36 protein-coding genes are annotated in these 25470 nt (G+C 36.9%); 34 read left to right on the plus strand and 2 right to left on the minus strand.

The genetic code is table 11. The features are described from left to right. Positions 1 to 98: 98 nt before the first annotated feature. The 3 genes from B1B04_RS22220 (at position 99) to B1B04_RS22230 (ending at position 2764) form a co-directional block, all read left to right on the plus strand. On the plus strand, positions 99 to 1898 hold the full coding sequence (locus B1B04_RS22220; RefSeq protein ID WP_079563532.1) for a DUF5906 domain-containing protein: 1800 nt from the start codon (positions 99 to 101) through the stop codon (positions 1896 to 1898). Positions 1899 to 2288: 390 nt separating this feature from the next. Beyond that, the gene (locus B1B04_RS22225) at positions 2289 to 2492 is read left to right on the plus strand and encodes a hypothetical protein (protein WP_079563533.1); all 204 of its coding nucleotides are present in this window, start codon (positions 2289 to 2291) and stop codon (positions 2490 to 2492) included. Positions 2493 to 2536: 44 nt separating this feature from the next. Further along, positions 2537 to 2764, plus strand: a complete 228-nt coding sequence (locus B1B04_RS22230) for a hypothetical protein (RefSeq protein ID WP_079563534.1) — start codon at positions 2537 to 2539, stop codon at positions 2762 to 2764. A 123-nt stretch (positions 2765 to 2887) separates the two neighbouring features. Here the strand turns inward: B1B04_RS22230 and B1B04_RS22235 are convergent, their stop codons facing one another. Further along, a complete protein-coding gene (locus B1B04_RS22235) occupies positions 2888 to 3040 on the minus strand; it encodes a YjcZ family sporulation protein (protein ID WP_079563535.1) in 153 nt (50 codons plus the stop codon). A gap of 305 nt (positions 3041 to 3345) precedes the next feature. On the opposite strand from B1B04_RS22235, the gene B1B04_RS22240 reads away from it, so the two are divergent. From B1B04_RS22240 to B1B04_RS22270, 7 genes are all read left to right on the plus strand, one after another. After that, positions 3346 to 3744: a hypothetical protein gene (locus B1B04_RS22240; RefSeq protein WP_079563536.1), complete on the plus strand. Its 399-nt coding sequence runs from the start codon at positions 3346 to 3348 to the stop codon at positions 3742 to 3744. Positions 3745 to 4002: 258 nt separating this feature from the next. After that, complete coding sequence (locus tag B1B04_RS22245; RefSeq protein WP_079563537.1) at positions 4003 to 4653, plus strand: hypothetical protein; 651 nt, start codon at positions 4003 to 4005, stop codon at positions 4651 to 4653. Positions 4654 to 4856: 203 nt separating this feature from the next. Continuing rightward, positions 4857 to 5126, plus strand: coding sequence for a hypothetical protein (locus B1B04_RS22250; protein ID WP_079563538.1), 270 nt, complete (start codon positions 4857 to 4859; stop codon positions 5124 to 5126). After that, positions 5098 to 5403, plus strand: a complete 306-nt coding sequence (locus tag B1B04_RS22255) for a hypothetical protein (RefSeq protein ID WP_079563539.1) — start codon at positions 5098 to 5100, stop codon at positions 5401 to 5403. The genes B1B04_RS22250 and B1B04_RS22255 overlap by 29 nt, the downstream gene beginning before the upstream one ends. Next, positions 5400 to 5747 carry an HNH endonuclease gene (locus tag B1B04_RS22260; protein WP_079563540.1) on the plus strand — a complete coding sequence of 116 codons (348 nt, stop codon included), beginning with the start codon at positions 5400 to 5402 and terminating at the stop codon, positions 5745 to 5747. Before B1B04_RS22255 ends, B1B04_RS22260 begins: the two co-directional genes overlap by 4 nt. Before the next feature lie 133 nt (positions 5748 to 5880). After that, positions 5881 to 6420 (plus strand): phage terminase small subunit-related protein, encoded by a 540-nt coding sequence (locus tag B1B04_RS22265; RefSeq protein ID WP_079563541.1) that lies wholly within the window; start codon positions 5881 to 5883, stop codon positions 6418 to 6420. Next, positions 6417 to 8138, plus strand: coding sequence for a terminase large subunit (locus tag B1B04_RS22270; protein WP_079563542.1), 1722 nt, complete (start codon positions 6417 to 6419; stop codon positions 8136 to 8138). Before B1B04_RS22265 ends, B1B04_RS22270 begins: the two co-directional genes overlap by 4 nt. A 40-nt stretch (positions 8139 to 8178) precedes the next feature. On the opposite strand, the gene B1B04_RS22275 is transcribed toward B1B04_RS22270, so the two are convergent. Beyond that, positions 8179 to 8421 (minus strand): DUF1883 domain-containing protein, encoded by a 243-nt coding sequence (locus B1B04_RS22275; RefSeq protein WP_079563543.1) that lies wholly within the window; start codon positions 8419 to 8421, stop codon positions 8179 to 8181. A gap of 82 nt (positions 8422 to 8503) precedes the next feature. Between B1B04_RS22275 and B1B04_RS22280 the strand changes: the two genes are divergently transcribed. The 24 genes from B1B04_RS22280 to B1B04_RS22390 all read left to right on the plus strand — a co-directional run bounded on the left by B1B04_RS22280 (position 8504) and on the right by B1B04_RS22390 (position 25405). Next, positions 8504 to 9718 carry a phage portal protein gene (locus B1B04_RS22280; protein WP_079563544.1) on the plus strand — a complete coding sequence of 405 codons (1215 nt, stop codon included), beginning with the start codon at positions 8504 to 8506 and terminating at the stop codon, positions 9716 to 9718. Beyond that, a complete protein-coding gene (locus B1B04_RS22285) occupies positions 9687 to 10271 on the plus strand; it encodes an HK97 family phage prohead protease (RefSeq protein ID WP_079563545.1) in 585 nt (194 codons plus the stop codon). Before B1B04_RS22280 ends, B1B04_RS22285 begins: the two co-directional genes overlap by 32 nt. Then, on the plus strand, positions 10264 to 11667 hold the full coding sequence (locus tag B1B04_RS22290; protein WP_079563546.1) for a phage major capsid protein: 1404 nt from the start codon (positions 10264 to 10266) through the stop codon (positions 11665 to 11667). The genes B1B04_RS22285 and B1B04_RS22290 overlap by 8 nt, the downstream gene beginning before the upstream one ends. Positions 11668 to 11671: 4 nt before the next feature. Beyond that, positions 11672 to 11929, plus strand: coding sequence for a head-tail connector protein (locus B1B04_RS22295; protein WP_079563547.1), 258 nt, complete (start codon positions 11672 to 11674; stop codon positions 11927 to 11929). Then, positions 11910 to 12248: a phage head closure protein gene (locus tag B1B04_RS22300; RefSeq protein WP_079563548.1), complete on the plus strand. Its 339-nt coding sequence runs from the start codon at positions 11910 to 11912 to the stop codon at positions 12246 to 12248. Before B1B04_RS22295 ends, B1B04_RS22300 begins: the two co-directional genes overlap by 20 nt. Next, positions 12245 to 12673, plus strand: coding sequence for an HK97 gp10 family phage protein (locus B1B04_RS22305; RefSeq protein WP_079563549.1), 429 nt, complete (start codon positions 12245 to 12247; stop codon positions 12671 to 12673). The genes B1B04_RS22300 and B1B04_RS22305 overlap by 4 nt, the downstream gene beginning before the upstream one ends. Beyond that, positions 12670 to 13152, plus strand: a complete 483-nt coding sequence (locus B1B04_RS22310) for a phage tail terminator family protein (RefSeq protein ID WP_079563550.1) — start codon at positions 12670 to 12672, stop codon at positions 13150 to 13152. Before B1B04_RS22305 ends, B1B04_RS22310 begins: the two co-directional genes overlap by 4 nt. 3 nt (positions 13153 to 13155) lie before the next feature. Then, positions 13156 to 14211 (plus strand): phage tail sheath C-terminal domain-containing protein, encoded by a 1056-nt coding sequence (locus B1B04_RS22315; RefSeq protein WP_079563551.1) that lies wholly within the window; start codon positions 13156 to 13158, stop codon positions 14209 to 14211. 12 nt (positions 14212 to 14223) lie between these two features. Next, complete coding sequence (locus B1B04_RS22320) at positions 14224 to 14661, plus strand: phage tail tube protein (RefSeq protein ID WP_079563552.1); 438 nt, start codon at positions 14224 to 14226, stop codon at positions 14659 to 14661. Between the two features lie 25 nt (positions 14662 to 14686). Beyond that, positions 14687 to 15079, plus strand: a complete 393-nt coding sequence (locus B1B04_RS22325; protein WP_079563553.1) for a phage tail assembly chaperone — start codon at positions 14687 to 14689, stop codon at positions 15077 to 15079. Between the two features lie 209 nt (positions 15080 to 15288). Beyond that, positions 15289 to 17286 carry a phage tail tape measure protein gene (locus B1B04_RS22330; protein ID WP_079563554.1) on the plus strand — a complete coding sequence of 666 codons (1998 nt, stop codon included), beginning with the start codon at positions 15289 to 15291 and terminating at the stop codon, positions 17284 to 17286. Positions 17287 to 17299: 13 nt separating this feature from the next. Next, the gene (locus B1B04_RS22335) at positions 17300 to 17722 is read left to right on the plus strand and encodes a hypothetical protein (protein WP_079563555.1); all 423 of its coding nucleotides are present in this window, start codon (positions 17300 to 17302) and stop codon (positions 17720 to 17722) included. Beyond that, positions 17722 to 18699 carry an XkdQ/YqbQ family protein gene (locus B1B04_RS22340; RefSeq protein WP_079563556.1) on the plus strand — a complete coding sequence of 326 codons (978 nt, stop codon included), beginning with the start codon at positions 17722 to 17724 and terminating at the stop codon, positions 18697 to 18699. The genes B1B04_RS22335 and B1B04_RS22340 overlap by 1 nt, the downstream gene beginning before the upstream one ends. Beyond that, positions 18700 to 18987 (plus strand): hypothetical protein, encoded by a 288-nt coding sequence (locus tag B1B04_RS22345; protein WP_079563557.1) that lies wholly within the window; start codon positions 18700 to 18702, stop codon positions 18985 to 18987. It abuts the gene before it with no gap. Beyond that, entirely contained in the window at positions 18977 to 19423 is a 447-nt protein-coding gene (locus B1B04_RS22350; protein ID WP_079563558.1) for a DUF2634 domain-containing protein, read from the plus strand. Before B1B04_RS22345 ends, B1B04_RS22350 begins: the two co-directional genes overlap by 11 nt. A 1-nt stretch (position 19424) precedes the next feature. Beyond that, positions 19425 to 20465: a baseplate J/gp47 family protein gene (locus B1B04_RS22355; RefSeq protein WP_079563559.1), complete on the plus strand. Its 1041-nt coding sequence runs from the start codon at positions 19425 to 19427 to the stop codon at positions 20463 to 20465. Continuing rightward, the gene (locus B1B04_RS22360; RefSeq protein ID WP_079563560.1) at positions 20462 to 20809 is read left to right on the plus strand and encodes a phage tail fiber protein; all 348 of its coding nucleotides are present in this window, start codon (positions 20462 to 20464) and stop codon (positions 20807 to 20809) included. The genes B1B04_RS22355 and B1B04_RS22360 overlap by 4 nt, the downstream gene beginning before the upstream one ends. 8 nt (positions 20810 to 20817) lie before the next feature. Further along, positions 20818 to 21636, plus strand: coding sequence for a putative phage tail protein (locus B1B04_RS22365; protein ID WP_079563561.1), 819 nt, complete (start codon positions 20818 to 20820; stop codon positions 21634 to 21636). Next, positions 21636 to 23246: a hypothetical protein gene (locus B1B04_RS22370; RefSeq protein WP_079563562.1), complete on the plus strand. Its 1611-nt coding sequence runs from the start codon at positions 21636 to 21638 to the stop codon at positions 23244 to 23246. Before B1B04_RS22365 ends, B1B04_RS22370 begins: the two co-directional genes overlap by 1 nt. 13 nt (positions 23247 to 23259) lie before the next feature. Continuing rightward, positions 23260 to 23667, plus strand: a complete 408-nt coding sequence (locus B1B04_RS22375) for a hypothetical protein (RefSeq protein WP_079563563.1) — start codon at positions 23260 to 23262, stop codon at positions 23665 to 23667. Further along, positions 23667 to 23774, plus strand: a complete 108-nt coding sequence (locus tag B1B04_RS25975; protein ID WP_205756646.1) for a CD1375 family protein — start codon at positions 23667 to 23669, stop codon at positions 23772 to 23774. The genes B1B04_RS22375 and B1B04_RS25975 overlap by 1 nt, the downstream gene beginning before the upstream one ends. A gap of 59 nt (positions 23775 to 23833) precedes the next feature. Continuing rightward, positions 23834 to 24241, plus strand: coding sequence for a phage holin family protein (locus tag B1B04_RS22380; RefSeq protein ID WP_240518373.1), 408 nt, complete (start codon positions 23834 to 23836; stop codon positions 24239 to 24241). Further along, the gene (locus tag B1B04_RS22385; protein ID WP_079563564.1) at positions 24238 to 24951 is read left to right on the plus strand and encodes a peptidoglycan recognition protein family protein; all 714 of its coding nucleotides are present in this window, start codon (positions 24238 to 24240) and stop codon (positions 24949 to 24951) included. Before B1B04_RS22380 ends, B1B04_RS22385 begins: the two co-directional genes overlap by 4 nt. 253 nt (positions 24952 to 25204) lie before the next feature. Next, positions 25205 to 25405, plus strand: a complete 201-nt coding sequence (locus tag B1B04_RS22390; protein WP_049664906.1) for a cold-shock protein — start codon at positions 25205 to 25207, stop codon at positions 25403 to 25405. The last annotated feature ends 65 nt before the right edge of the window (positions 25406 to 25470 follow it).

The following is a 25470-nucleotide window of genomic DNA, read 5'->3' on the forward strand; positions in this document are numbered from 1 at the left end:
ACGACTGTGACAAATTAGACAACTTCGAAACGATAGTGGACTTAAACCATTATTACCAAATCATCAACAAGAAATTGGAACGGTGGGTGTGATGAGATGTGTATATCGAATTTAAAGAAGGTTTAAAACACGCTGTCAAAGGTGCTGATATCTCGGACAATCATGACCACTTTAAAGATGCTGGTTATGTATTGACTGATAATGATTTGATTGTAGACATTGATAATCTTCCTAAAGAAGTTATTCAAAAGATGATTAGTATTTTCAATGTTAAAACACAGATTGTGTGGACTGATCGAGGTTGTCATTTTTACTTCAAAAAACCTGTGGGATTCAGAGGGGCTACAAAAGTGTGTCCGCTCGGTTTTGAAACGGAATATAAGCATCTGACAAATACAAAGTATATAACCATCAAGCGCAACGGCATATTACGTGAAATTGAAAATGAAGGTGTGCGGGAGGACTTACCTGATTTTCTATATTCACGTAAACGTCTTGACTCATTACTAGGTCTAGACGAAGGTGATGGTCGTAATAAAGCTTTGTTCGCTCATCGTATGAAAATTAATGAACTATCTATGTGGCAAAGTGTGTTGCGGTTTATTAACAACAATATATTCGCTAAACCTTTATCCGAGGATGAATTTCAAACCATTTCACGCGATGTGAAGATCACAGCTGGTAAGGATGATGAGCCAGCCATTGCAGATTTCATCATGACGAAGTATAAGGTCGTTAAATATCTGGATATCCTATATCACTTTGAAAATGGTGACTTTATCAATGATGATAACAAGTTAAAGAGATTGATATTTGCAGAGGTTGGATTACAAAAAACCAGATATGTAGATGAGATATATAAACAGATGGAGTACAGAGCGCCGCTAATTGACTCTAATATAACATTCGACATTAAGTTTAAAAACGGTATTTTACGAGATGGTAAATTCATCGAAGTGGAATATCAAGAATTTACACCATTTAATATAGATATCTTTTACTATCCAGACGCAGAACCTGTTAAAGCTGTTGATGAGTATATTGACCATTTAACGGATAGTGACGCTGATTATCGTTTGCGTTTGTTAGAAATATTATCCCATCCTTTGATAGTCAACAAGGAATTTAAACGAATGATGGGGAAATTCTTCATTTTTATCGGGGACGGTGGGAATGGTAAAGGTACGCTATTAACCATTATTCGAGCGATATTGAATAGTAAGAACTGTACAGGGTTGAGTATCAAGAACATGTCTGATGAACGTTATTTCACAACAATGCAAGGTAAATTAGCAAACTTAGGTGACGATATCCAAGATCAACCGATAGATAACGAACAGATGAAATTATTGAAGAATATCAGCACCTGTGACTATGTGGCAACAAGGAATTTATTCAAGCAGTCTAGGGAGGTTGAGTTAACAACGTCTCTGATTTTCACAAGTAATCATATCCTGAAATCATTTGAAAAAGGTGAATCGTACAAGCGCCGTGTAGATTGGTTACCGATGTATTCAAAGCCGAAAAAGAAGGACAAGCGGTTCATCACGAATCTGACAACTACTGAAGCACTTGAATATTGGCTACGATTGATTATTGAGGGTTATTTGAGACTTTATGAAAATGAGAAGTTTACAGATTCCGATATTGTTAAAAACTTCAACGACAACTACCACGAAGAGAACAATAGTGTGCTGCAGTATCTCCAAGATTATCAGAAGGATTATTTTGTAGGTCGAAGAAGTCCAGAGTGCTTCGAGGAATACGAAATATGGGCTGAGGAAAACGGACTGAACGTACAGAGTAGGAAGTTGTTTGTACAAAGTACGTGTGAAAAATTCGAATTATCCATCGGCGTAAAGAAGATAAACGGTAAGGCAGCAAGAGTGTTTCTATAGTAAAAATGAATTGTGTCAGTTATTAATACTATTCGGAATTGTGCTAAATAACATGAATACTTTAACAAAAAATGCTCGGTTACAAAATAAAAATGTAACTTTTACGATTTTGTAACTTTTTTGTAACCCACTCAAACCCTTGGTACTACTATCTTTATTCTCTTAAGTTACAAAGTTACAAATATATATATATATATAACAGGTATTAAATTTGATGAATATAATTCATAGAATTTGATTTAGTTTATATATAGCTTTGGAAAACATAATGTAACCGTAACTTTTGATAGAAAAGGTGATGTGAACCCTTGGTATGACTGAGTTTTGTAGTTACATTATTCACTTTCTTAAAATGTAACTTTGAATATTGCGAGAAAAGGGAGTGTTCTTATGACTGTATCTGTAAAAGGTATGACAGTGTGTACACCTGAGTTTCATAGAACTGTTAAACAGAATGAAAATAAAGTTGAAGTTCTAAATAAATTAATTCAATTAACCAATGAATTGTGTAATTTAGTTAGTGAAAATTCTATCAACAACACTACTGAATTTAAAATGGTACGAAATCAGTTGAAAGACATTTTTGAATTATAGCTGGAAAGAATAAAAGTACGTATGAGAAGAAAGAGGTTAAAAGCATGACAATAGAAGAACAAATCTTAGCAAATCCAGTATTACGAGATATGCAAAATTTACTAGAATTACAGACTGCTAAAGGTATGGCCAAGTATGGTACAACGGTTAATCCAATGGATCATTCAACTATTGAATGGCTTAAACATTTCCGTGAAGAAATGATTGATGGCGCTGTATATGCGACTGTAGTCATTAAAAAACTGGAGGAATTACAAAATGGAACTAAATAAATTTCAAAAGTTATTAAAGCGCAGGCATGCCAATAAAGCGATAATAGTCGTTTATTAAAACTTTGGGGAAATAAACTATAAAAGGGTCACCAGGCTGGGATGGCGACCCTTAAATCGGAAATGTTAATATCCAGTATTCATCATGAATGTAGCGCCGACAATAATTAGAAGAATAAATAGAACTACAATTAAGGCAAATGTTGAACCATTACCATAACCGCCGCCAGAATAGCAGCCTTCATTTATGCCACCAACATTTCCACCATAGTATCCCATAAAAAACACCTCCTTTTTACTATTACTATATATTATGTTGGCTGCAGAGAAGGAGTATGGTTGTTAAACCAATCAGCTATGGGCATTAAAAAATATATTTTTATGAGATAAGACAATAAAAAAAGGGCCACCTGGGATGGAGTGACCCTAAGTAAAAAGGTAAGGAGGTGTAAGGCTAAATTAGCTTTACCTTACTATTATTATGATGTGATAGCTATGTTTGTATAGTGAATTGCCTGTGAAATAGATTTTAAAAATAAAAGTACAGCTTTAAATAAAATAAACAAACAAGGTAGGTGCTGCACATGTACGAATGGTTGAAGGATTATCGAAAGCTTGAAGAACAAATTACTTACCTTGAATACAATCTCGATAAAACAAAACGTGAATTAGCACGTTGGGAAAATGTAAATGACTTAGGTAAGTACAAGCTTGAAGCTAAATCATTAGGTGCAAATGTAGAAGAAAAAATTGAAGCAATCGAATATGAATTAGCTCATAAATTTAATGATCTTCATGATTTAAAAACCCTTATTAGTACATTCAATGGGCTTGAATATAAAATACTGTATCGTAAGCATGTGGAAGGCAAGACGCTCGAAATGATTGCTTATGAATTGAATTACAGTACAAACTACATTAAGATGAAACACGCTAATATCATGCGTATGATGCAGTATGCTGAAAAAGTATCATCTAAGTAATGTATTAAAATAGTACCTTACTATGTAGTGGCTGAATCTATTGAAAAACCGTTATATGATAGTAGTATCAAAAAGCGCACGGAAATGCGCTATAAATTAATTGCTTTACAAATATAAACACGTTCGCTTGTATGTGTGTTTCGAAAACAAGCATGAGAGGCTACTAAATTGGTAGTCTCTTTTATGTGTATCAGATTTGTATTATTGGCACATCATTCCATTTGTCTTATGATGTATAGGTAGATGGAGGCGATAAAAATGGAAAAAACTTTTGGAGAACAAAAAGATCAAAAACTAATAGGATTTTCTTTGTTGGGAAATGGTGCAGATTCTATAAAAGGGGCTCATTCTTGCATAGAAAAATTAGACGATCTTGTAGATGGAATCGCCCATAATTTAAAAGACGCTGTAATTTTTTTGAATCATGGTATAGAAATTCTATTGAAAGTAATGTTGGCAGAGAGAAGTGCTGCTTTAATGTTTACGAATATTAAAGATTATCAAAAGGCAAAAGAAAGTTTGAAAAAGGGTAATAAAAAGGATGTTTTCGAAGTAGATCCTAATCTCCAAACCGTATCGTTAAAAGAAGCATTAGCTCGAATCGAATTTTTATGTGATGTAGAAATAGACGATAATATGAGAAATGCAATATTTGAATTAAATAAGATTAGAAATAAATTAATGCATTTTAGTCTAAGCTTTAATGAGCAAGAAGTTTCAGAACTAATTGAAACATTAAAATTCTGTTACACTGTAGTGTGTGACTTTTTCGAAGTTCATATTGAAAAGTTTAATGATTATGTTGATGACTCTAGGTATGAATATACGATTGAAGAATACCAACAGGATCAAGCTGAATGGCATGCTGAATTGATGATGGAAGATATGAAGTTATTTAGATATGAATAATTAGTTGGTAAAGTCGCACTCACTACGAGTTGCGGCTTTTTATTATGCCTTGAAGACTGTATATCCTATCGACCATTAAATAATCGCAGACGATAATCGTGGGGTTATGAATAGGGTGTGCAGTCTTGAAGATGTAAAGTCGAAAGCTAAACAGACTATAAAAGCTAATGAGCTAATCATTATGAATTGTGGAGGGATGAACAGTGGCAGAAGCAAAAGTAACAATCAATATCAATGACGTATTCGCATTAAGCAATTGGACATTATCAGAAGGACGATTCTTTACAACGTTACAAAGTGCAGTCGAAGCAAGTAACGAATTTGAATCGACAGACGATGTAGCGATTCTTGAAATGGAGTTACAAGGTAATGAATTTATAGAGGTTAGGCGTTATGAATCAAATGGTGAGTTGATGAAAGAAGAGGAGGAAGGAGTGAATAACAATGAAAGTATCATATCGCACAACAGCTAACGGCACAGAGTACTGGTGCAATAAAGATAAGAAAATAATATTTATACCTGCAGGTAAGGATCCATCATTTGAAGTGACTGAGAATCCAGAGTCAATGTTATGCACAGGTGAACCAGCTACGTCAGTTGTAGAACACGTAATTAATTTAGATGGTATGACTGCTACACAGCTGAGAGAGTTTGCAGAAGAAAACAATATCGAAGTGCCAGGTAATCTAAAGAAGCCTGATACAATCCGTGAATATATCGAGGCGCAGTTAGTAGCTGATGCAGAATGAAATATTGTAGTGAGCAAGGATGCCGACAGTTAATAGACAAGGGTAGGTATTGTGATAAGCATAGACGAAAGAAAAGGAATGTAGGTGCCAGCAATAAGCCGTTCTATAGTACTGAGGCATGGAGGGATTTAAAGTCTGAATGTTATCAGCGAGATAAAGGAAGATGTACACGATGTAATAAGTTTGTGTTTGGTAAGACAGCACAACACCATCACATCATACCGATCAATGTTAGGCCTGACCTAAAGCTCGATGCTGATAACGTGACAACACTATGTCCTAAGTGTCACATGATAGTCGAGAATGAGACAAAATCAAATACAAAATATAAGTTTAATTGGTGATTAATTAGCGATAGCCCCCCCTATCAAATTAATTTTTTGTCCATTTTTCTGTAGACCGTATGAGCATGTAATTGCGCGCCTCAAAAAGATTTTTTGAAAAAATTTAAGTGTGACAAAGGTAGGTGAATAGGTATTGACCAAAAAATATGAACAGGCATTTGAGCTTTTTAAAGAGAGTGAAGGAAGTCTTTCAAATGCAGAGATAGCAACGGCTGTCGGTGCTGCAGAGTCTACGGTTAGAAAGTGGAAAAGCCGTTATGAATGGATTGAAAAAATGGCTTCTGAGGAATGTCACAGCACCGTGACAAATGAAGGTGTGACAAAACAGAAATCTTCTAATCGTGAACAACAGCAAAAACGAATTATTGACTCATTGGTTGAGGCTGGAACCTATTCACCTGCTTTAGATTTGCTAATTGAAGTGTACCTGGATTGTTTCGAAGAATACGAACAAGCAAAAGAAATTGGTGAAAATACTGAGAAGCTACGAAAAGAATTAGCTCGTTTACTTGGTCAACTTGGATTAGATGGCAAAAACAAAGATCTCATAAAAAAATCAGGAACATTACTTGCTAAAGGTGACGAGGATAAGAACAATGTTCCTACCCCTGACGAAAACGAAAATGAAAGTAGCAAACTTGTACAATTTAGACAAAGGAAAATGCAATCATGATTGATTTTGAAGTGAATTATTCTGATGAATTTGTAAAAGAGTTTGAATCTAATCCAAAAGCCTATCCTCACAGTATCAAACAAATGGTGAAGCGTTATAAACGATGGAAGAAGCGCAAGGATATTTGGTTTGATAATGACAAAGCCAATGACATGCTTTATTTTACCGAAACTTTCTTGAAACACGCGAAAGGGAAATGGGCTGGCCAACCTTTAATCTTGGAAACTTGGCAAAAGTTCTACTTTGCTAATATTTACGGATGGCAGCGTGAAAATGAATTTGGAAAAGCTGTGCGAGTTGTTCGAAATGCATATCTACAGGTGCCAAAGAAAAACGGTAAAACAATTATGGGCGGTAGTCCTGTAATTTATGGCATGTATGGCGAGGGTGTTAAAGGCGCTGACTTTTATATATCAGCCAATACATTTGAACAATGCCAAAATGCAGCTATTCCTATTGGCCTAACGATTGAAAATAGCCCTGATTTGCGTCCAGGTACACGAATTTACAAGGGTAAAGAGGATTCGGTCAGATCTGTTAAATACACCTTTGTTGAAGACGGCATAAAATATGCCAACACATTAAAAGTTCTAACAAAAGATAACGCAGGGAACGAGGGTAAAAATCCTTACTGTAATTATTTTGATGAAGTACATGCCCAAATGGATCGCGAGCAGTATGATAACTTGCGTTCTGCTCAAATTGCCCAGGAAGAACCTTTGAACATCATCACAACAACAGCTGGAAAGCAAACAGGAGCATTGGGCGCTCAAATACACGCCTATGCTAAAGAGGCTATGAAGAACGATAATGACGATTCTTGGTTTGTGATGATATACGAACCGAACAAGGGCTATGATTGGGAAGATCGCGAAGTGTGGCGCATGGTAAATCCGAATATCGGAGTTTCTGTAAACATGACATTTTTAGAAAATGCGTTTCTAGAGGCTCAAAACAACAGCTTTAACCGTGCCGAGTTTTTATCTAAGCATTTAAATATATTCGTGAACTATGCCGAGACTTATTTTGACCTTGACCAATTAGAAAAAATGACTGTTGATGATCTTGGCGAAATTGAAGGTTTAACGTGCGTTATTGGAGTCGATTTATCAAGACGCACCGATTTAACATGCGTGAATATTAATGTGCCGACATTTGATGATGATGATGGCGAACCAATCTTAAAAGTGAAGCAGATGTATTTTATTCCTGAGTTTGGGATTGAAGAGAAAGAGCTGCAGCGTAATGTTCCATATCGTGAACTTGCAGAAAAAGGATTCGTGACATTATGCCCTGGTAAAACAGTAAGTGAAGATATGGTGAATGAATATGTTGAGTGGGTATTTGATAATTTCGATTTACGCCAAATAAATTATGATCCTGCATTGGCCGAAAAGCTTGTTGAACAGTGGGAAATGTTAGGTGTACCATGTGTAGAAGTGCCGCAGTATCCAGCTGTAATGAACGAGCCATTTGACGATTTCGAAATTCTTCTTTTACAAGACAAAGTAATAACAGATAATCCGTTACTTGTTTTCTGTGCTTCAAATGCCAAAGTAATTACAAATATCAATAATTTAAAAACACCATCCAAGCGAAAAAGTCCTGAACATATTGACGGTTTTGTTGCTTTTTTAATTGCTCATAAAGAGACATTAAACATGATGGCTGAAAGTATGGATGGATTAGATGAGTATGTGAAATCAATCTATCGGTGATACAGACTACCATATAAAAAGGTAGTCTGTTTTGGTTTTGTTAATAAAAACTATAGTTATAATACTCGCCATCATTGTTGACAATAAGATACCATCTTCCAACACCTTTTACGTTTATAGTTACAGGTGTTTCTGTATAATACCCGCCGTGATATGTGTAATCTAGCCCTGATTCGTACCTGTTGAAATTAATTGAATCTACTAGAAAAACTTCAGCAGCGTGTTTTAAATCTACTTTTACAGATAGATGGCCATTTGAGTGAGCATATGGAATTTGTGTCATGATTTGTCACCTCCTTACCGGGAATATATTATCATATTTTGTCAGATGAAGGGTTAAATAGGTTTAGAAAAGAGGTGAGATAGTGGGAATAAGGGATAGGTTTTCAAGATTTTTAGTACGCCAAGTTGAGAAGCGAGGATTAATCGAGGATTCAATAGGTGGAAGTGTTAGGTTAAATGGATGGTTTGCTGATGACGAAAATATTTTACACTCAAGTGATGTTTATGAGTTGCTGCAAGACATAAGTAATCAAATTACATTGGCTCAGGTAGTTGTTGAAGACCAGGACACAGGCAAAGATATTACGAACCATCCGATTTTAAAAGTGCTGCGGAATCCTAACAAATATTTAACCGGTACGGAATTTATGAAGCTTATGGTAAACACCTATTTAGTTGAGGGAGAAGTGTTTCCTTTTTACACAGGCAAGGAGATTCACATTGTATCGAATGTAGATGCTGAATTAGACAGTAATTTAGAGGAGCGTTTTAAAATCAACGGAACTGAAATACCTTCTAAGATGATTCGGCACATTAAGAATATAGGGCTAAACCATTTAACAGGTGTTGGATTAAAGCAGTTAGGGAAGGACACGTTAGAAGGTGTTATGAGCGCTGAAAAGGTGCTTACAGATAAGTATAAAAAGGGTGGCATTCTAGCGTTCCTATTAAAATTAGACGCTCATATCAACCCTAAAAATGGTGCTCAATCGATTCTAATTAATTCAATACTGGATCAGTTAGAGGGTATTGATGAAAGTCGCACAATTAAACTCATTCCGTTGGGTAAAGGCTATGAGATTGATGAGCTTAAAAGCCCTATCGATGATGCAAAAATACTCTCATACTTAAATGTTTATAAAAAGGATCTTGGAAAGTTTTTAAATATCGATGTTGAAACATATCGAGCAATGTTAAAGACGGACTTAGAGAAAGCCATGATGTACTTACACAATAAATCTGTTAAATCTATAATGCAAAATTTCGAAGACCATTTGAGTCTTCTTTTTTTCGGCCCAAATTCAAATTTACGGTTGAAATTCAAGATTAATATTTTGGACTTTGTACCGTACAGCACGAAAACAAATATTGCTTATAACCTGGTTAGAACAATGGTCGCTACACCTGACGATGCTCGCGATGGCTTACTAGGCTTTGACCGATTATTCACCGAGGAATCAATGAAGTTGTACATTTCCAAAGATTTAATCGCAGGTGAAGACATTAATAAAGCTACTGATAACAGCTTGAAAGGAGGTGACGAGGGTGGCCAAGCAAAAGGAGATTCGGACACTTGATATTCAAGGCCTTCAAACCAGGAGCCAGGGCGATTCAGAATCAAATGTAATTGAAGGTTATGCAGCTGTATTTAATTCCCCAACTGATATTGGTGGAACGTTCACAGAAGTTATTGAACCAGGAGCATTTGCAGAGGCGATTGTCTCAAATGAAGATATTCGCGCGCTGTTTAACCATGATTGGAACAACGTGTTAGGACGAACCAAGAGTGGAACATTACGCCTGTCAGAGGACGCTAAAGGGCTTAAATTTGAGGTAGATTTACCAAATACAACATTGGCCAGGGATTTATCCGAAAGCTTAAAACGTGGTGATATATCGCAATGTTCTTTTGGATTTATTCCTACTGGTGAATCGTGGGATTGGGAACCTGAAATACCTGTTCGAACAATTAACAGCGTTGAATTACATGAAATCAGCGTTGTAAGTATTCCAGCATATGAAGATACAGAAGTATCGTTGCGTTCAAAAGAAGCTAATAAATCGATTGAAACACGATTGAAATTAATACAAAAAATAAACTCAGTTTTGGAGGAAAACAAGCATGAATAAAAAACTATTAAAAGCATTACAGAAACGTTTAAAAGGTCGTTTAACAGAATTACGATCACAATTAGAGGCTGGAAATATCGCAGAAGATGCAATCGAAGGTGTTAATGCTGAGATTGAAGAAATTTCTGTAGAGCTTACGGAAACAGAACAAGCCCTTGCTGATTTAGAAGACAATCCAGGTAATGAAGAACCTGAAAATCGTAGTGCCGATAATAAAGGTAATAAAGATGATGAAGAGAAAGACGAAGAGGACGAAGAAGAGGACGAAGACAAAGACAAAGACAAAGACAAAGACAAGAATAAATCTAACTCTAAATCTGATCCAGAAAATCGCAGTGGTGGTATGTCTCAGTCTGCACGATCTGCAGTTAATGCTATTCAAAGTGCCTTATCAACGCGAAATGCTACGTCTACTAAGAAGCGTGAAGCTGAAATTCGTTCCGCATTCGCTAATTTCGTTGTTGGTAATATCTCAGAAGGAGAGGCGCGATCACTTGGCATTGAAGCAGGAAATGGCTCAGTAACTGTCCCTGTGGAGATTGCTAAAGAAGTTATCACATATGCACAAGAAGAAAATTTACTACGTAAACACGGTTCGTATGTAGCCACAGATGCAGATGTTAAGTACCCTGTACTTGTTAAGAAAGCAGAGGCAAATGTACGTAAAAAAGAACGCGGTAAAGGTGATGAAATCGAAGAAACAGATATTGAGTTTGATTCTATCGATTTAGATCCAGCTGAATTTGATGCGCTTGCTACAATCACGAAAAAATTACTAAAACGTACAGGGGTAAAAATTGAGCAGATTGTAATTGATGAATTGAAAAAAGCTTATGTGCGTAAAGAAACAAATTACATGTTCAATGGTAATGATTCAGGTAATGAAAACCCTGGCGCACTCGCTAAGAAAGCCGTTGCATTCTATGAAACTGTTCCAGTGGATTTAGAGGCTGCAGGGTTATCAAATAAGCTATATTCTCAGCTTGTTAAAATGAAAGGTCAAGTAACAACAGAAGTTCGTAAAAAAGCAATGTGGATTGTAAATGGCGCGGCTCTGACTGCTCTTGAGGGCTTACTAGATGCAAATGGCCGACCACTTCTTTACGAGACACCTGATGGCTTAGGGTATAAATTACTTGGTCATAATTTAGATTTTACGGATGCAGCTGATGGCGAAGATTCAACAAAACCAGTATTCTACTTTGGAGATTTCAAAGCCTTCCACATTCAAGAGATTAAAGGTGGCATGGAGCTTCAAAAGCTTGTTGAAAAATATGCAGGCACAAATAAAGTCGGTTTCCAAATTTACAACCTTATCGATGGTCAATTAATCTATTCACCATTCGAACCAGCTGTTTACCGTTATGAAGTGGGAGCGACTAAACCAGGGAGCTGATTAGATGGATCAGTTATTAGAACAATTTAAGGAACACATTCGAGAGGATGGTGAAGAGGATTCTTCACTGTCCTTTTATTTAAGAAATGCCAGGCGTTATGTGAAAAATGCAACTGGCGCAGAACAAGAATACTTGGTACTGATGGTTGCAGGAATTATGTATGAATACCGAGTAGCAGAGGATGAAATGAAAAAAGCACTTGATGCGATTACACCTTTTATTGTTCAGGAGGTGTATAGTTATGCCGAAACAACAAGCTAATAACCTTAATAAAAGGATTAGTATTTGGGGTAATGTCGAGGTCGAAAATCGATTAGGCGAAACAACCAATGAATTTGAGGAGATCGAAAAGATATGGTCATCTATAATTCCACAAACAGGGTCGCTTCAAAAACAAGTAGTTGAAACCGTCCTTACGAATGTTACACACAAAATTAAGGTGAGATATTCAGCTGGGAAATTCATTTCAAAAGAAATGCAGATTAGATTTAAGGGTCATAAATTTGAAATTAAATATATTCTCAATCCTTATTTTGAAAACGAGTGGCTAGAAATCTTTGTCCAGGAGGTGTTGAATTGAGCATTCAAATGAACGGTTTAACTGACTTTCAGAAGGATTTGTATGATATAGCAATAAAGGAGATGCCAAAAGAAGCTCCAAAATTGATGCGTAAAATTGGCTCAAAAGCAAGGGCAACGGTAGCTAAAAAATCTCGAAGTCTCGTAAAAAAGAAAACAGGTATGTACCACAAAAAGTGGAAACGAGGAAAAGTCTTTGTCGGTTATCAGGGCGAGCTGGTTGTACGTGTTTACAATTCATCTCCACACGCTCACTTGATTGAGGACGGGCATTGGATGGTAGACCATGAGGGCAATAAAACAGGTGATTTTGTGCAAGGTAAAAAACCTTTAGACAAAGGAATGCGAGATTTTGAAAGCTCAGGTGACGTTGAAAAGGAAACAGTGAAATGGCTTGATGATCTGTTGAAGAAAAAGAAACTATGATTACATTCGAAAATATCAGAACAACAGTGACCAGAAACTTAAAAACAAACTTCAATGGATTAAAGGTTTCAAGTAAATCTGTAAACAAAGGATTTACACGGCCATCGTTTAAAGTGGAATTAGATAATGTGAAGCGTGAGGGCTATTTAACACAAGTTGAAAAGTCTTGCACGGTTCGCATTTTTTATTTTCCTGCAGATGAAAATGATAGCACGATTGAATTATTAGATGTTCAAGAAAAGATAGGCGATTTATTTGATCTTAAATTTAGTGTGGAAGGTCGTCATTTAGACATAGTCGAACCGTATTTTGATGAAATTGATGGTGTGCTACAGTTTGAATTTGATCTTCTATTCTTTGATGGCCGTGAATACGAAAATGAAGACATTGGTATCGAAGATGAAATAAAGAATGGAAAAGATTTTTATGAAAAATATCCAATTGAGCTTATGGGTGAATTGGTTGAGGAAGGGGATTAAAAAATGGGCCTACCTGCTATTAATATTGAGTTTATTGGTAAAGCCGAGAATGTTATCAAACGTAGTCAGTTAGGGATTGTAGCTTTGATTCTAAAAGATGAAGTGCAGACAGCTGACACGGTGGTGTACAAAAGTTTTGACGAAATAGAAATGGATGAATGGTCTCCAAAAAATTTAGATTACATTCAGAAAACGTTTATGGGTACACCAAGCAAAATTATTATTGAACGATTGCCAACGACTGCAGAGAATTACACTGACGCATTGGTACGATTAAATAATAAACGCTTTAATTACTTGGCTATTCCAGGTATTGAAGATAAGGACTCAGCAATCATTGATTCTTGGGTCAAATCCAAGCGTAATCAGAAAAAGACCTTTAAAGCTGTATTACCTAACACCCCAGCCGATCATGAAGGGGTAATTAACTTCACAACTGCAGGAATTAAAGTCGGTGAGAAAGAGTATACAACATCTGATTATACATGCCGAATTGCTGGGATTTTAGCAGGGTTGCCGTTTACTCGTTCAGCTACTTATTATGAACTTCCTGAAATCGATACTATCACAGAATTAGAAGATCCTGATGAAGCCGTTGACAACGGTGAACTTATTCTTATCAATGATGGCGAAGTTATTAAAATTGGACGAGGTGTAAATAGTTTAACGACACTTATAGGGGTAAAAACGGAAGACTTTAAATCTATTCGTGTGATGGAAGTGCAGGACATGATTAAAGACGATATACGAACAACATTTGATAAATATTACATCGGTAAATTAAACAACACCTATGACAATCAGGTACTATTTTTCCAATCTATCAATGTGTATTTTACAGGGTTAGGAGATCAAGAAATACTAGATTCTAACTTTGATAACTTAGCAGAGGTAAGTGTTAAAAAACAACGTGCTGCATGGGAAAAGATAAGCGTTGATACATCCGATTGGGACGATCAAAAAGTAAAAGAAAGAACCTTTAAACGAAACGTATTTTTAGGTGGGAAAATCAAAATTGTTGATGCTATGGAGGATTTAGATCTAGATATTGCGATTTAAGGAGGGGAACATATGACTAAAAAATTCAAATCTAATCAAGTGATTAACGGTACTTACGGTAGTGTGTGGGTAAATAATGAAAAATGGCTAGATGTTGAGGAATTTGAAGCTAAAGTTTCTATTAATTTCGAAGATGTAGACATGGCAGAAGATCCAGCCACTCATAAAAAAATGACAGGTTGGACAGGTGAAGGATCTTTAAAAGTGAAAAAAGTGTATAGCCGAGGAGCAAAGTTATTAGCAGCTGATGTAAAAAAGGGAAAAGTACCTGAGGTTAATATCGTGGGCAAGCTTGCCGATCCTGACGCTTTAGGTTCTGAGCGCATAGCCATTAAAGAAGTAACTTTCAATGAATTCATGTTAATGCAATTTGCTCAAAAATCTGTCGGGTCTGAAGAATTGCCATTTAGCTTCGCAGATTACGATCCTATCGATTTAATTAGCGCCTAAATAAATATAACGGAGGAAAATTATTATGACTAAAAAAGAAATCAAACGATTATCAGTTACGGATTTAATGAAAGAGAAAGAAAAATACCAAGTGAAGGATGATGTCACTGAGACATTGATTGTAGAGCGTTTAGGCGTTGAAGTTGTTTTGCGTAAACCTGAAAAGTCTTTATGTATCGATACAATGAAAATGGCTCGTGATGAAAATAACGATACAGACGCAGATGCGTACATGGTGTATAACACGATGGTTGAACCAGATTTGAAAGATGCAGAATTACAGAAAGCATACGGTTGTACATTACCAACCGACATCGTGGCGAAAATCTTTGATCCTGGTGAAATTGAACAATTATCAGGCATGGCACTTGAATTAGCAGGGTACAAAAAAGGCGGAGTTAAAGCTATAAAAAACTAATTGATAGTGATGATGATTTTTATTTTCTTCATCACTATCTTCAAAAAGGGCGTAAGCTTGATGAGTTATTAAATTTGCCTTATGACGAAAAGCTGTTTATGACAGCAAGTTTGGACAAGGAATTGGAAGAAAGAAATAAACATTGGAAAGCTGGAGCGATTGCAACAATACCGTTCTAGCTTTTTTCTTTTGCTAAAGGCGGTGAGGAAATGGGAAAAAGGGTTATATCTGCAATCTTAACATTGAAAGATCGTGATTTTTCCAGCAATTTAAAGCGTGCTAGTGAGCGATCAGATGATTTTGGCCGAGGTGTTACCAGGGTAGGAAATCAAATACAACGTTTCGGGCAAGGTGCTACTAAGGCATTTAAAACGGTGGCAATGGGTGCTGGAGCGTTAGGTGCTGCAGGAGTTGCAGCATTTGGTGTGGGTGTTGGTAAATCTATCTTGGACATGGGAAGCTCTTTAGATATGTTACAAGCTCAAACAGGTGCAACCGCTGAGCAAATGGAAGTGTACGGAAGTGCCGCAAAAGAAGTATTTAACAAAGGGTACGGAGAAAACATTGATGAAGTAACAAATGCATTAGCGCGTGTAAAACAAAACATGAAGAATATCGATAATGGGGAACTTAGTAATGTTACTTCCAAAGCAATGTTATTAGGTAAAACTTTTGATTCTGATGTAAACGAAGTCACTCGCGGTACGAACAATATGATGGAAGCATTCGGAATATCTGCAGATAAAGCATTTGACTTATTTACTGCAGGTGGCCAACGTGGTTTGAACTTTAGTAATGAGATGTTTGACAATGTAGCCGAGTACTCATCTTTATTTGGCAATATGGGATATAGCGCAGAAGAATATTTCGGCATCATGGAACGAGGCTCAAAAGCTGGTGTTTACAATCTGGACTACGTGAATGATGTTATGAAAGAGTTTCAAATCAGGGTTAAAGACGGCTCGAAATCAACAGATGAAACAATGTCAGCCATGAGTAAATCAACATTTGACCTTTGGGAATCATTCAATAGAGGCGAAGCAACTGTAGCTGAGGTTGCAAGTGCTGTAACAGCCGAGTTACAAGGTATGGATGACCAGGTTACTGCTAACCAATTGGCCGTTTCACTTTTCGGTACAAAATGGGAGGACTTGGAGTCTGGAGCCATGTACGCAATGCTTGGATCGAAAGAAGCTATGAAAGACTTTGAAGGGGCGACCGATGCTGCATCATCCAAAGTTGAAGGAAGCTTAAAAAATAGGCTAGTTTCATCCTGGCGAGAGTTACAGACAGGAATTGCCGATGTTGTAAACGGAGCAGGAGCGCAGGAGTTTTTACAAAGTGTTGCTGACAAAGCTGATGAACTTGTACCAGCAATTCAGGGCGTTGTTGAAAAGGCGTTCGAATTTGGTAACACGGTAAGAGAGAATTGGGGTCCAATCAAAGAAACTCTTATTGGTGTAAGTACAGCGGTAGGCGTTGTAGCTACAGGAATGGGCGCCCTGAAAGTAATCTCAACAGTTTCAACAATGATTAGTAGTTTTAGAACAGCTATGGGCCTAGCGACAGCTGGACAGTGGGCAATGAATTCAGCTATGCTTGCGAGTCCTCTTACATGGGTGGTTGTTGGTATCGCTGCAGTGGTTGCCGCTGGTGTCTTGTTATATCGTAACTGGGACACAGTTAAGAATGGTTGGGAAACAGCTTGGAACGCTATTAAACGCTCAGCTGGAGCAGGTGTGAATTTCGTCATTAGCCAGATTAACAAATTAATTGAAGTAATCAATAAAATTCCTGGTGTAAATATCCCTATTATACCTAAAGTCAGTTGGGGAGATGTTAAAGCAGGTGTCGATAAAATTAACAAGCAATCAGCTGGTGGGAGTGTTCCACAGTATGATGTTGGTTCAAATCGCATACCTAACGATCATTTAGCACAAATCCACAAAGATGAAATGATTATTCCAGCAAGACAAGCTGAACGTGTTCGCGCTGCAGGTGGAAACATAGACAACATTGACAAAATGATTCAGCCAACCACATCAACAGGAGGAACAACGGTTACAAGTTCACCTAATGTTTCACCTCAAAGTCAAACAAGTGGCGTAACTGTTATTATTCAAAATTTGAACGCTAAAGGTGTAACAGCACAAGAAGTTGTGGAAGAGTTTGTACCAATGCTTAAATTAAGATTGGCCAATATGTAGGGAGGTTGAAAAGATGGATATATTTTTAAGTATCAATAATCGCAAACAAATAATTCAACTTCCTATAGTGCCAGCTGAATTTAAAATACCTAGCCCGATGAATAATGAAACATTCACAACAATTAACCAGGGCGATATTAAAGTAATTGGCCGTAGGGGATTGAAGGCTTTAACAATTGAAACCTTTTTCCCTTTAAAACATTATCCTTTTTCTCGAAATCGAGCCTATAAAGGTTGGGAATACGTTGAAATCATTGAATCTTGGATTGATAAGAGAGTCCCTATTCGTTTAATCATCACAAACACACCAATTAATTTAGCAATGACTATTGAAAACTTTGAATATGGCCCGCAAGATGGGTCGGGCGATATTTATTACAGTCTCAGCCTATCAGAATTTAAGTTTATTAATCTTGAAAAGAAGAAGGTGAAATGATGGCCCACGAATTATGGTTAATCAAGGGTGGTACTAAGACGAATATAACACCAATGATAGGCACTCTAACCTGGCGTAGTAACATGGCGGAATTAGGGGATGAACTTAATTTTAGCATTGCTTTCAATGATACAAATTACTTTCCAGTGAATCCGTGCGATATAGGCGATATGGTTGTTTTGCTTAACAACGGAAAAGAAATCACGCGTGTTATTATTGTGGACGAGGTAAAGAGTGGTACTTCTCCTATTTCATACATTGGATTTGACTATGCCTTTTATTTAAATAAATCCACAGCTGTATATCAATTTAAAAAGTTATCTGCGGATGCCTGTATTAAGAAAATAGCTAAAGACTTTAATATTCAAATTGGTAAAATTGTATCTATTCCTAAACCAATAGCACAAATTTATAACGATAAAAAAGTAAGTGAAATTATTAAAGACATTTTAGAGACTGCAGAAAAATCGTTAGGCGTGAAATATTTAATGGAAATGCGCCAGGGTAAACTATATATCGAAAAACAAAGTAATGTAGTAGTTACTGGAACATTTCAACTTTATGCAGGTGGTACAAAGTACGACATCCATTCAGCTATTATGAATCCATCTAAAAAACGTAGCATTGTGGACATGGCCAACACAATTCAGATTGTAGGCAACAATGATAAAGTTGTTTTAACAAAAACGGATAATAAAATGGTTGAGAAATATGGCCGAATTACTAAAGTAGTTAAGCTAGATCAGAATGAGAAGAAAAGCGCTAAACAGATTGCTGAAAATGAATTAAAGCAGTTTTCAAAAGTTATAGAGGAAAATGATGTTGAATTAATGGGTGATGATAATTTTAGAGCTGGACGCCTGTTTAAATTAGAGGAGCCAGTGACAGGCATTAAGGGTACATTTTTAATTAAAGATGTGTTGCATACAATCAGCAAAGGAATCCACACGATGAAGCCTAGCTTAGAGGTGAAGTAAATGGATGCAATAACTGAACTAGCTGTGATAATTAAAAATGGCGGTGGTGGTGGTGCCAGCACTGCAGGTACTTCAAAATCTATGACAACTGGAATTGTCATATCACCTCCACCAAATACAAATATACAGCTAAACGAAACAATCACTTTAGATAATGAGCATTTAATATTTACTGAAACAATTATTAATAAAGGCTTAATTAACGGTGATGAAGTTATTTTAATACCAACAGCTGATGATGAACTCTATTATGTTATCGATAAGGCGGTGAAGTTTGATGTTACCTAAGATTGCAGAACTTGAATTTAATACACAGGAAACTGAAATAGACTTGCCGCCACTTGGTAAGTCTTTTTTATATGATTTTGATAAAGGTGACTTTGTAATTCGTAATGGAAAGATGGTTGCAATTCATGGTCTTGAAACATTGAAGCAATGGATCTTAAAAGTTTTAAAGACTGAGCGTTTTCGTTTCAGAATTTACAAGGATATTCCTTTCGGTGCTACATTGGAGGATTTAATAGGATCTAGCTTGCCGCGCGCTTTTGTAGAAGCTGAAATTAAACGAGAAGTTACTGCAGCATTATTGGAGCATACACACATTCAAGATGTCCAGGAGTGGCAATTTGTTCGTGATGGGAAATGGATGCGAATTCAATTTAGAGTTATCACGGTAGAAGGTGCATTTGATATTGATGAACAGTTAAAGGAGGTGGCTGCTTAAAGTGGAAAATGAAAAACTCATTCATGATCGTATGATGTTAGGCATTAATGACGAGTACGACAAGGCAAAAGGCGAATTTATTTATGATGCAACAAAACCTGCAGCTGTTGAGTTTGCAAATCAGCAAAAGAAGATTGCAGAAGTACAAGATAAATTAGACGTTGAAAAATTAACAGGTGATGAATTAACACGTACCGTATATCAACGAACAGGGCAAAGTCGAAAGTTGGCCACACAAGCTACAACTACTGTCATTGTATCGGGTGCAGCTGGAACGATTGTAAGAACTGGCGAAATGGTAGGTACTGAAACCATTTTATTTACGGTAATCGAAGAAGTAGCACTAAATGAAAGTGGATTAGCCCATGTCAGAATACAATGTAACGAGTTTGGCCAAATAGGAAATGTGCCAGCTAATACAATTAAAAATTTCCCTGTATCGATACCAGGCTTAATCAATGTGTATAATCCTGAGCCTGTTGTGGATGGCTACGATGAAGAAAGCGATGATGATTTACGCCAACGGTATTACGATAAGTTGCAACGTCCAGGGAAAGCAGGTAATAAATATCATTACCACGAATGGGCCTTAGAAGTTACAGGCGTAGGAGATGCAAAAGTATTCCCTCGCTACAATGGCCCATTAACAATGAAAGTTGTCATTATCGATGCGAATAAGCTACCTGCACCGATTGAGATAGTCGAAGATGTAAGGGAACACATCGAGAAGGAAATGCCGTTTGGTGTTGAGGATCTTCTTGTAATACCTGCAGTTGCATTGTTTCTCAATTTAAAAGTGGCCCTAACATTAATGCCTGGGTTCACTGAGGAAATTGTAAAAACAAATGTCAAAAAGAACGTTACTAAATACTTAAAAGAAATAGCCTTTAAAGCTTCATTTGTAAGTTATGCAAAGATTGGAGCGCTCATTATAGATAGTGACGGAGTTATGGATTATCAGGATCTACTTATCAATGGATCAACAGCAAATGTAGTTATCCCTGATGATGGGGTGCCAGTAATGGGAGGTGTTAATGAATGAATCACATGACAGTGTATTTGAAAAATAAGGTTCTAACGGACAATATAAGGACAGCGACAGTATATGTAGCCCTCTTTAATAACGATGTTGAAGTGAACACGACAAGTTATGCAAGGCAGCAAGGCATATTCGCAACACCAACAGATGGTCAAACATCGAATAACGCTGATATTTTATTCCCCATTGCTACAGAGTCCTGGGGAGATATTTCACACATTGGCATTTATGATGCGAAAACAGGTGGCAATTTGCTGTTTAAATCGCAAGCAGAATTTACAAAGAATATCGATGTGTCTAGCCAATACAAGATTCCTAAAAACTATCTAATTGTACGGCTTAAGTAGGTGAGGACATGCACGTATTATCACAAACAGAATGGGGCCAGGTGTCCACATTTACATGGGGCGAGTTAACGTCTCACCAATGGGAATGTTTTAGATTAGCATTGATGATAACCAAAACAGAACTGCAGGCACAGGGCGTAACCGTAGCAACGTCAGGTACTTCACAAAATGAAGTCATAACAGAGCTACAATCGCAAGGTGTTAAAGTAGTTCAGTCGCCTATTATCATGCAGACACAAACTGAAATGATTACAAGTATAGTTGTTTCTACAAAAGATTATCTAATAGACTTGGTTAAGCAATTACCACTGTATGAGCGCAAATCAACTATTTTCAGGGCTGTTTTAAACTCAGAGGACAAAGAGTTCCGCAACACTGAACAACAGCTAGAAATAGTTGATAGGAACCTTTTTGTGGACACAGCTATTGAAGCCTTGCCGATTTACGAACGTGACCTTGGTATTAAACAAAATAGCTCATTGCGTTATGACCAACGCAGGGAACAAATTACATCACGTAATCGAGCAAGCTTTGACCAAACAACCAAAGCAACTATTAAAGCTGTAGCATCTGCTTTTGGCAACGGAGAAGTAGAAGTAAATCCAACAGATACGCCAGGTGTTTATGAGATTCGTTTCGTTGGCTCAAAGGGCATTCCTGACAACATAGAAGGACTAAAGCAAGCTATTGATATTATTGTTCCAGCTCATTTGCAATTTGATTATGCTTATACGTTTAATATTTGGGGTTCTGTAAGTAATCGAACATGGAACGATGTAAGCAAAATGACTTGGGACGAGGTAAGAATATGGGATGAGGTGATTTAATGAAACTTACGCCAAAATTAAATTTAAAAAAGCCTGATTTAACGGACAACGTGAACATTCAGGATTTAAACGACAACATGGTCGTATTAGAGAATGCAATCAGTGAATTACAAGAAGGTGCAACTACGATTCCTGATTTAGAAACGAATGATAAGACATTAGCAGGAGCCATTAATGAGCTAAAGGACGAAGTAACAAACGTTGAAACAAATGCTAAAGAGTATACGGATCAGCAAGCTGAGGTTATCGATACAGCTTTAAAAGTACATGAAAGTTCATTACATCACACAACATGGGTAAGTGGAGGCGGCACTATTAACACGTTAGTCGTAGTTTCTGACAGTGTACCTATGGACACCGCCAATAAAAAACCAAAACAAGGTGCGGGACTTAGAGTATTCAGTAACTTTACTAACTCAGGCAATATGACCCTGGCAATAAAAACAAAGGATTACACAACCGCGGCATTTCCGATACTGCGTTTAAACGGCGCGCAAGTTGCGAGCGGCCAAATTGCGTCAGGTTCTATATTTTCCGTAGCTTTCAACGGTTCGGCTTTTATCTTACAGGGTGAAGGGGGTGGATATTATAAAGACGACTTGATAAAAGTAAAAGACCTTGTAAACAGGGACTATATACAAACTAGTGTAAGAGAAAATATAAGCACTTATCATAGGTGGGACTCTACACAAGTTGCGACAGTCAACGGCATTGAGTTGGGTTTCGCCTATCGTGGGTCTACTCGCGATACGTGGCTGTATTGTTGGGAAACTAGAACAGGGTTGCCACGCTACGTTAAAAGCGTTAAATACGAATATATGGGTAGTCTGCTTGTTATTGGCGATAAACTATACGCCTGTTACCGGGACTACGATGGTGTCCTTACTGGGGGTATCGGAATCGAGACGATGGACGCTATGACAGGCTCGCGTGTAAATTCTGATAGAGTACCTAGTATTACTGGATTTGAAAATGTTCGAAATACTTGCGTACAAGTACTTGGTGGAAATGCATATATACTAGTGGGCGCTGGAAGCAGTAACTACGAATATCTCGCAAGGTTCGATAGTAACGGCAAATACGTGACAGTAAGTTCTAACTATTATCAATACCTTTACACCAACGACTATCCATATTGGATTACTACTGTAGAGGACCAAATTTATGTAGGGAGTTTCACAGCTGTTTATTGGTTTTCATTCGGTTTTGTATATAGTGGAAAAACCTCAGTGCAACCCGCGTACTCTTATGGCGGTCTAGCTCCAAATAATACAGGTGGTTTAGCTGTATTGACCAGTGGTGCTATTGTGCAATACACGAGGTCGTTATCAGTCGTAACCACTGTAACCGTTCCGTATAACGGCACGGGTTTAGGTTTTAAGGGTGACTACTTTGCATTTTACACAGATACAGGGGCTACATTACAAAAGATGTCTGCTGACGGTAAAATCGCGATTCCTGAAGCCTCCCAAGTATGGAGTGCGGGTTTCAAGACAAATAGTCCCGCAAAGTGTCTAGGCTTTTCCGAAAACGCGTTTGTATTAGGGTCTTATGATACGTTTAACGTTGTACCGACTGTAGTAACAAGAACACTAAAAGTAATAAGATAAAGGGGATATACACATGGGAAAAGTATTTTTATTTTTAGAAAAGACAAATGAACCAAGCATAAAACGTATTGCGTCATACGTCTACGTACCAGAGTATCTAACGGAGGAAGAGTTAAAACAAGGTATTCTAGTAGACGAAGTGCCGCAAGCTGAAAACATTCCTGGTAAACGCGCTGATTTATTTTATAACACGGATACACAGGAACTATTTTACAAGTATTTTGACGAAGTGTTACCGCCTACATCGCCCGAGCAACAAATTAAGGACTTGCAAAAAGAGCTAAACGCCGTAAAAACAGAAAATAAAACGTTAATGTTGGCATTGGCTGAATCAGCAGAAGCACAACAACGAGACAAAACAGAGAATCAATTAGCTGTTGCTGATTTAGTAGAGACATTAATAAACAAGGAGGTTTTATAATGGCTAAATTATATTGGGATTTAATTAAAGAGAATTTGCGAACAGTTGACCAGGTGCCGTTGTTGTGGCGAGAAGCTGTACAAAAATTAATAGATGCAGATAAGTAAACGCAGCAAAAGCTAGCGTTATTTTTTATGCCTTCCGCAGATTGTGGAGGGCTTTTATTATGCAAAAAGGAAGGTGTCTTATGGACATTGCACAATTAATTCAATATCCGTTTTTATCATTAGTACCAGCAACGATTTTATATATGCTACTTGCATATTTCGCATTTAAAGCACTGGATTTTGTAACAGGTTTATTGAAAACATGGAAAAAGGTATCACCTTATCAATCACGGATTATGCGAGATGGTATTATTCGATGGATTGGGGAGCTAGTTGCTATTACATTTGTTATTCTACTTGATTTGATTTTTGGCTTAGATTTCTATTTAACAGGTTTCACATTAGCATTATTCCTATACAAAGAAGGTGGTTCAATCGCTGAAAATCTTCAAACATTAGGTGTAGATATGCCAGGAATTGTTGGGGAATCACTTGAAAAACTTAATAAAGAAGGTGGGCGCAAATGACATATACATTCAGACAAATCTTATTACCTCCAACCAAGTATCCAATTAAGGCACCGTATATCATGTTCCCTCAATTTATTACAGTACACAATACAGCCAATGATGCACCAGCAGCTAATGAAATTGCATACATGCTTAGTAATAATAATCAGGTTTCTTATCATGTAGCTGTAGATGATAAAGAAGTTATTCAAGCAATACCTTTCAACCGTAACGCTTGGCATTGTGGTGACGGTGGAGGTAGTACCGATCCTAACGCTCTAACTAAAGGTAATCGCCTTTCAATTGGAGTTGAAATCTGCTATAGCAAGAGTGGTGGCGCTTGTTACGTTGCTGCAGAAGAAAACGCAGTACAGTACATTGCCAAGTTATTGAAGCAATATGGTTGGGGTGTTGACCGTGTGAAAAAACACCAGGACTGGAACGGCAAATATTGCCCGCATCGAATTTTAAGTGAAGAACGTTGGAATAGTTTCTTAAATCGTATTGAAGAAGCTATGAAGCCAAAAGAAACAGAGAAGGATGATGATAAAATGCAATTCACAAACGAAACTACAAAGGCAGCAGTACGTGATTATATTAAACAAGCTGTTGATAAAAAGCTGATTGAAAAGTCGTGGTTAGATAAATTTGATAATGGAACTATGACTACTGGTGATTATGAAGGTTTGAAGCTTATCATTGCTCAACGTGAAAATAATAAGAAATAGTTCGTTTTAGTACGGTACCCAAATATTTTCATCATAATTTAGCTTAGTTTATAGTTAATGAGTTCGCTTTTACACTAGACAAATATGATTTTTTAACATATAGTTGATGTAATAAAATCGTTTGCAAGGGAACAATGAATTCACATATTACAAAGAGTAATCGTGTTTTGTTAGATACTTTTTGTAATGTGTGAATTTTTTTCTTTTAAAGTAGTATGATTTTATTTAATACAATTAATGGAGGTCATTATAAATGGCACAAGGTACAGTGAAATGGTTTAACGCAGACAAAGGTTTTGGTTTCATCGAGATGGAAGGCGGGAAAGATGTATTCGCACACTTCTCAGCTATCCAAGGTGACGGATTCAAATCACTTGAAGAAGGTCAAAAAGTTGAATTCTCAGTAGAAGATGGCCAACGTGGACCACAAGCTGCAAACATCGTAAAACTTTAATTTTTAATGAAGAAAACCACTCATTAGTAGAGTGGTTTTTGTTCAGAATTTGTTTAGGTTGTTGT

It is taken from the genome of Lysinibacillus sp. KCTC 33748 (genome assembly GCF_002237755.1).
Taxonomy (GTDB): domain Bacteria; phylum Bacillota; class Bacilli; order Bacillales_A; family Planococcaceae; genus Lysinibacillus.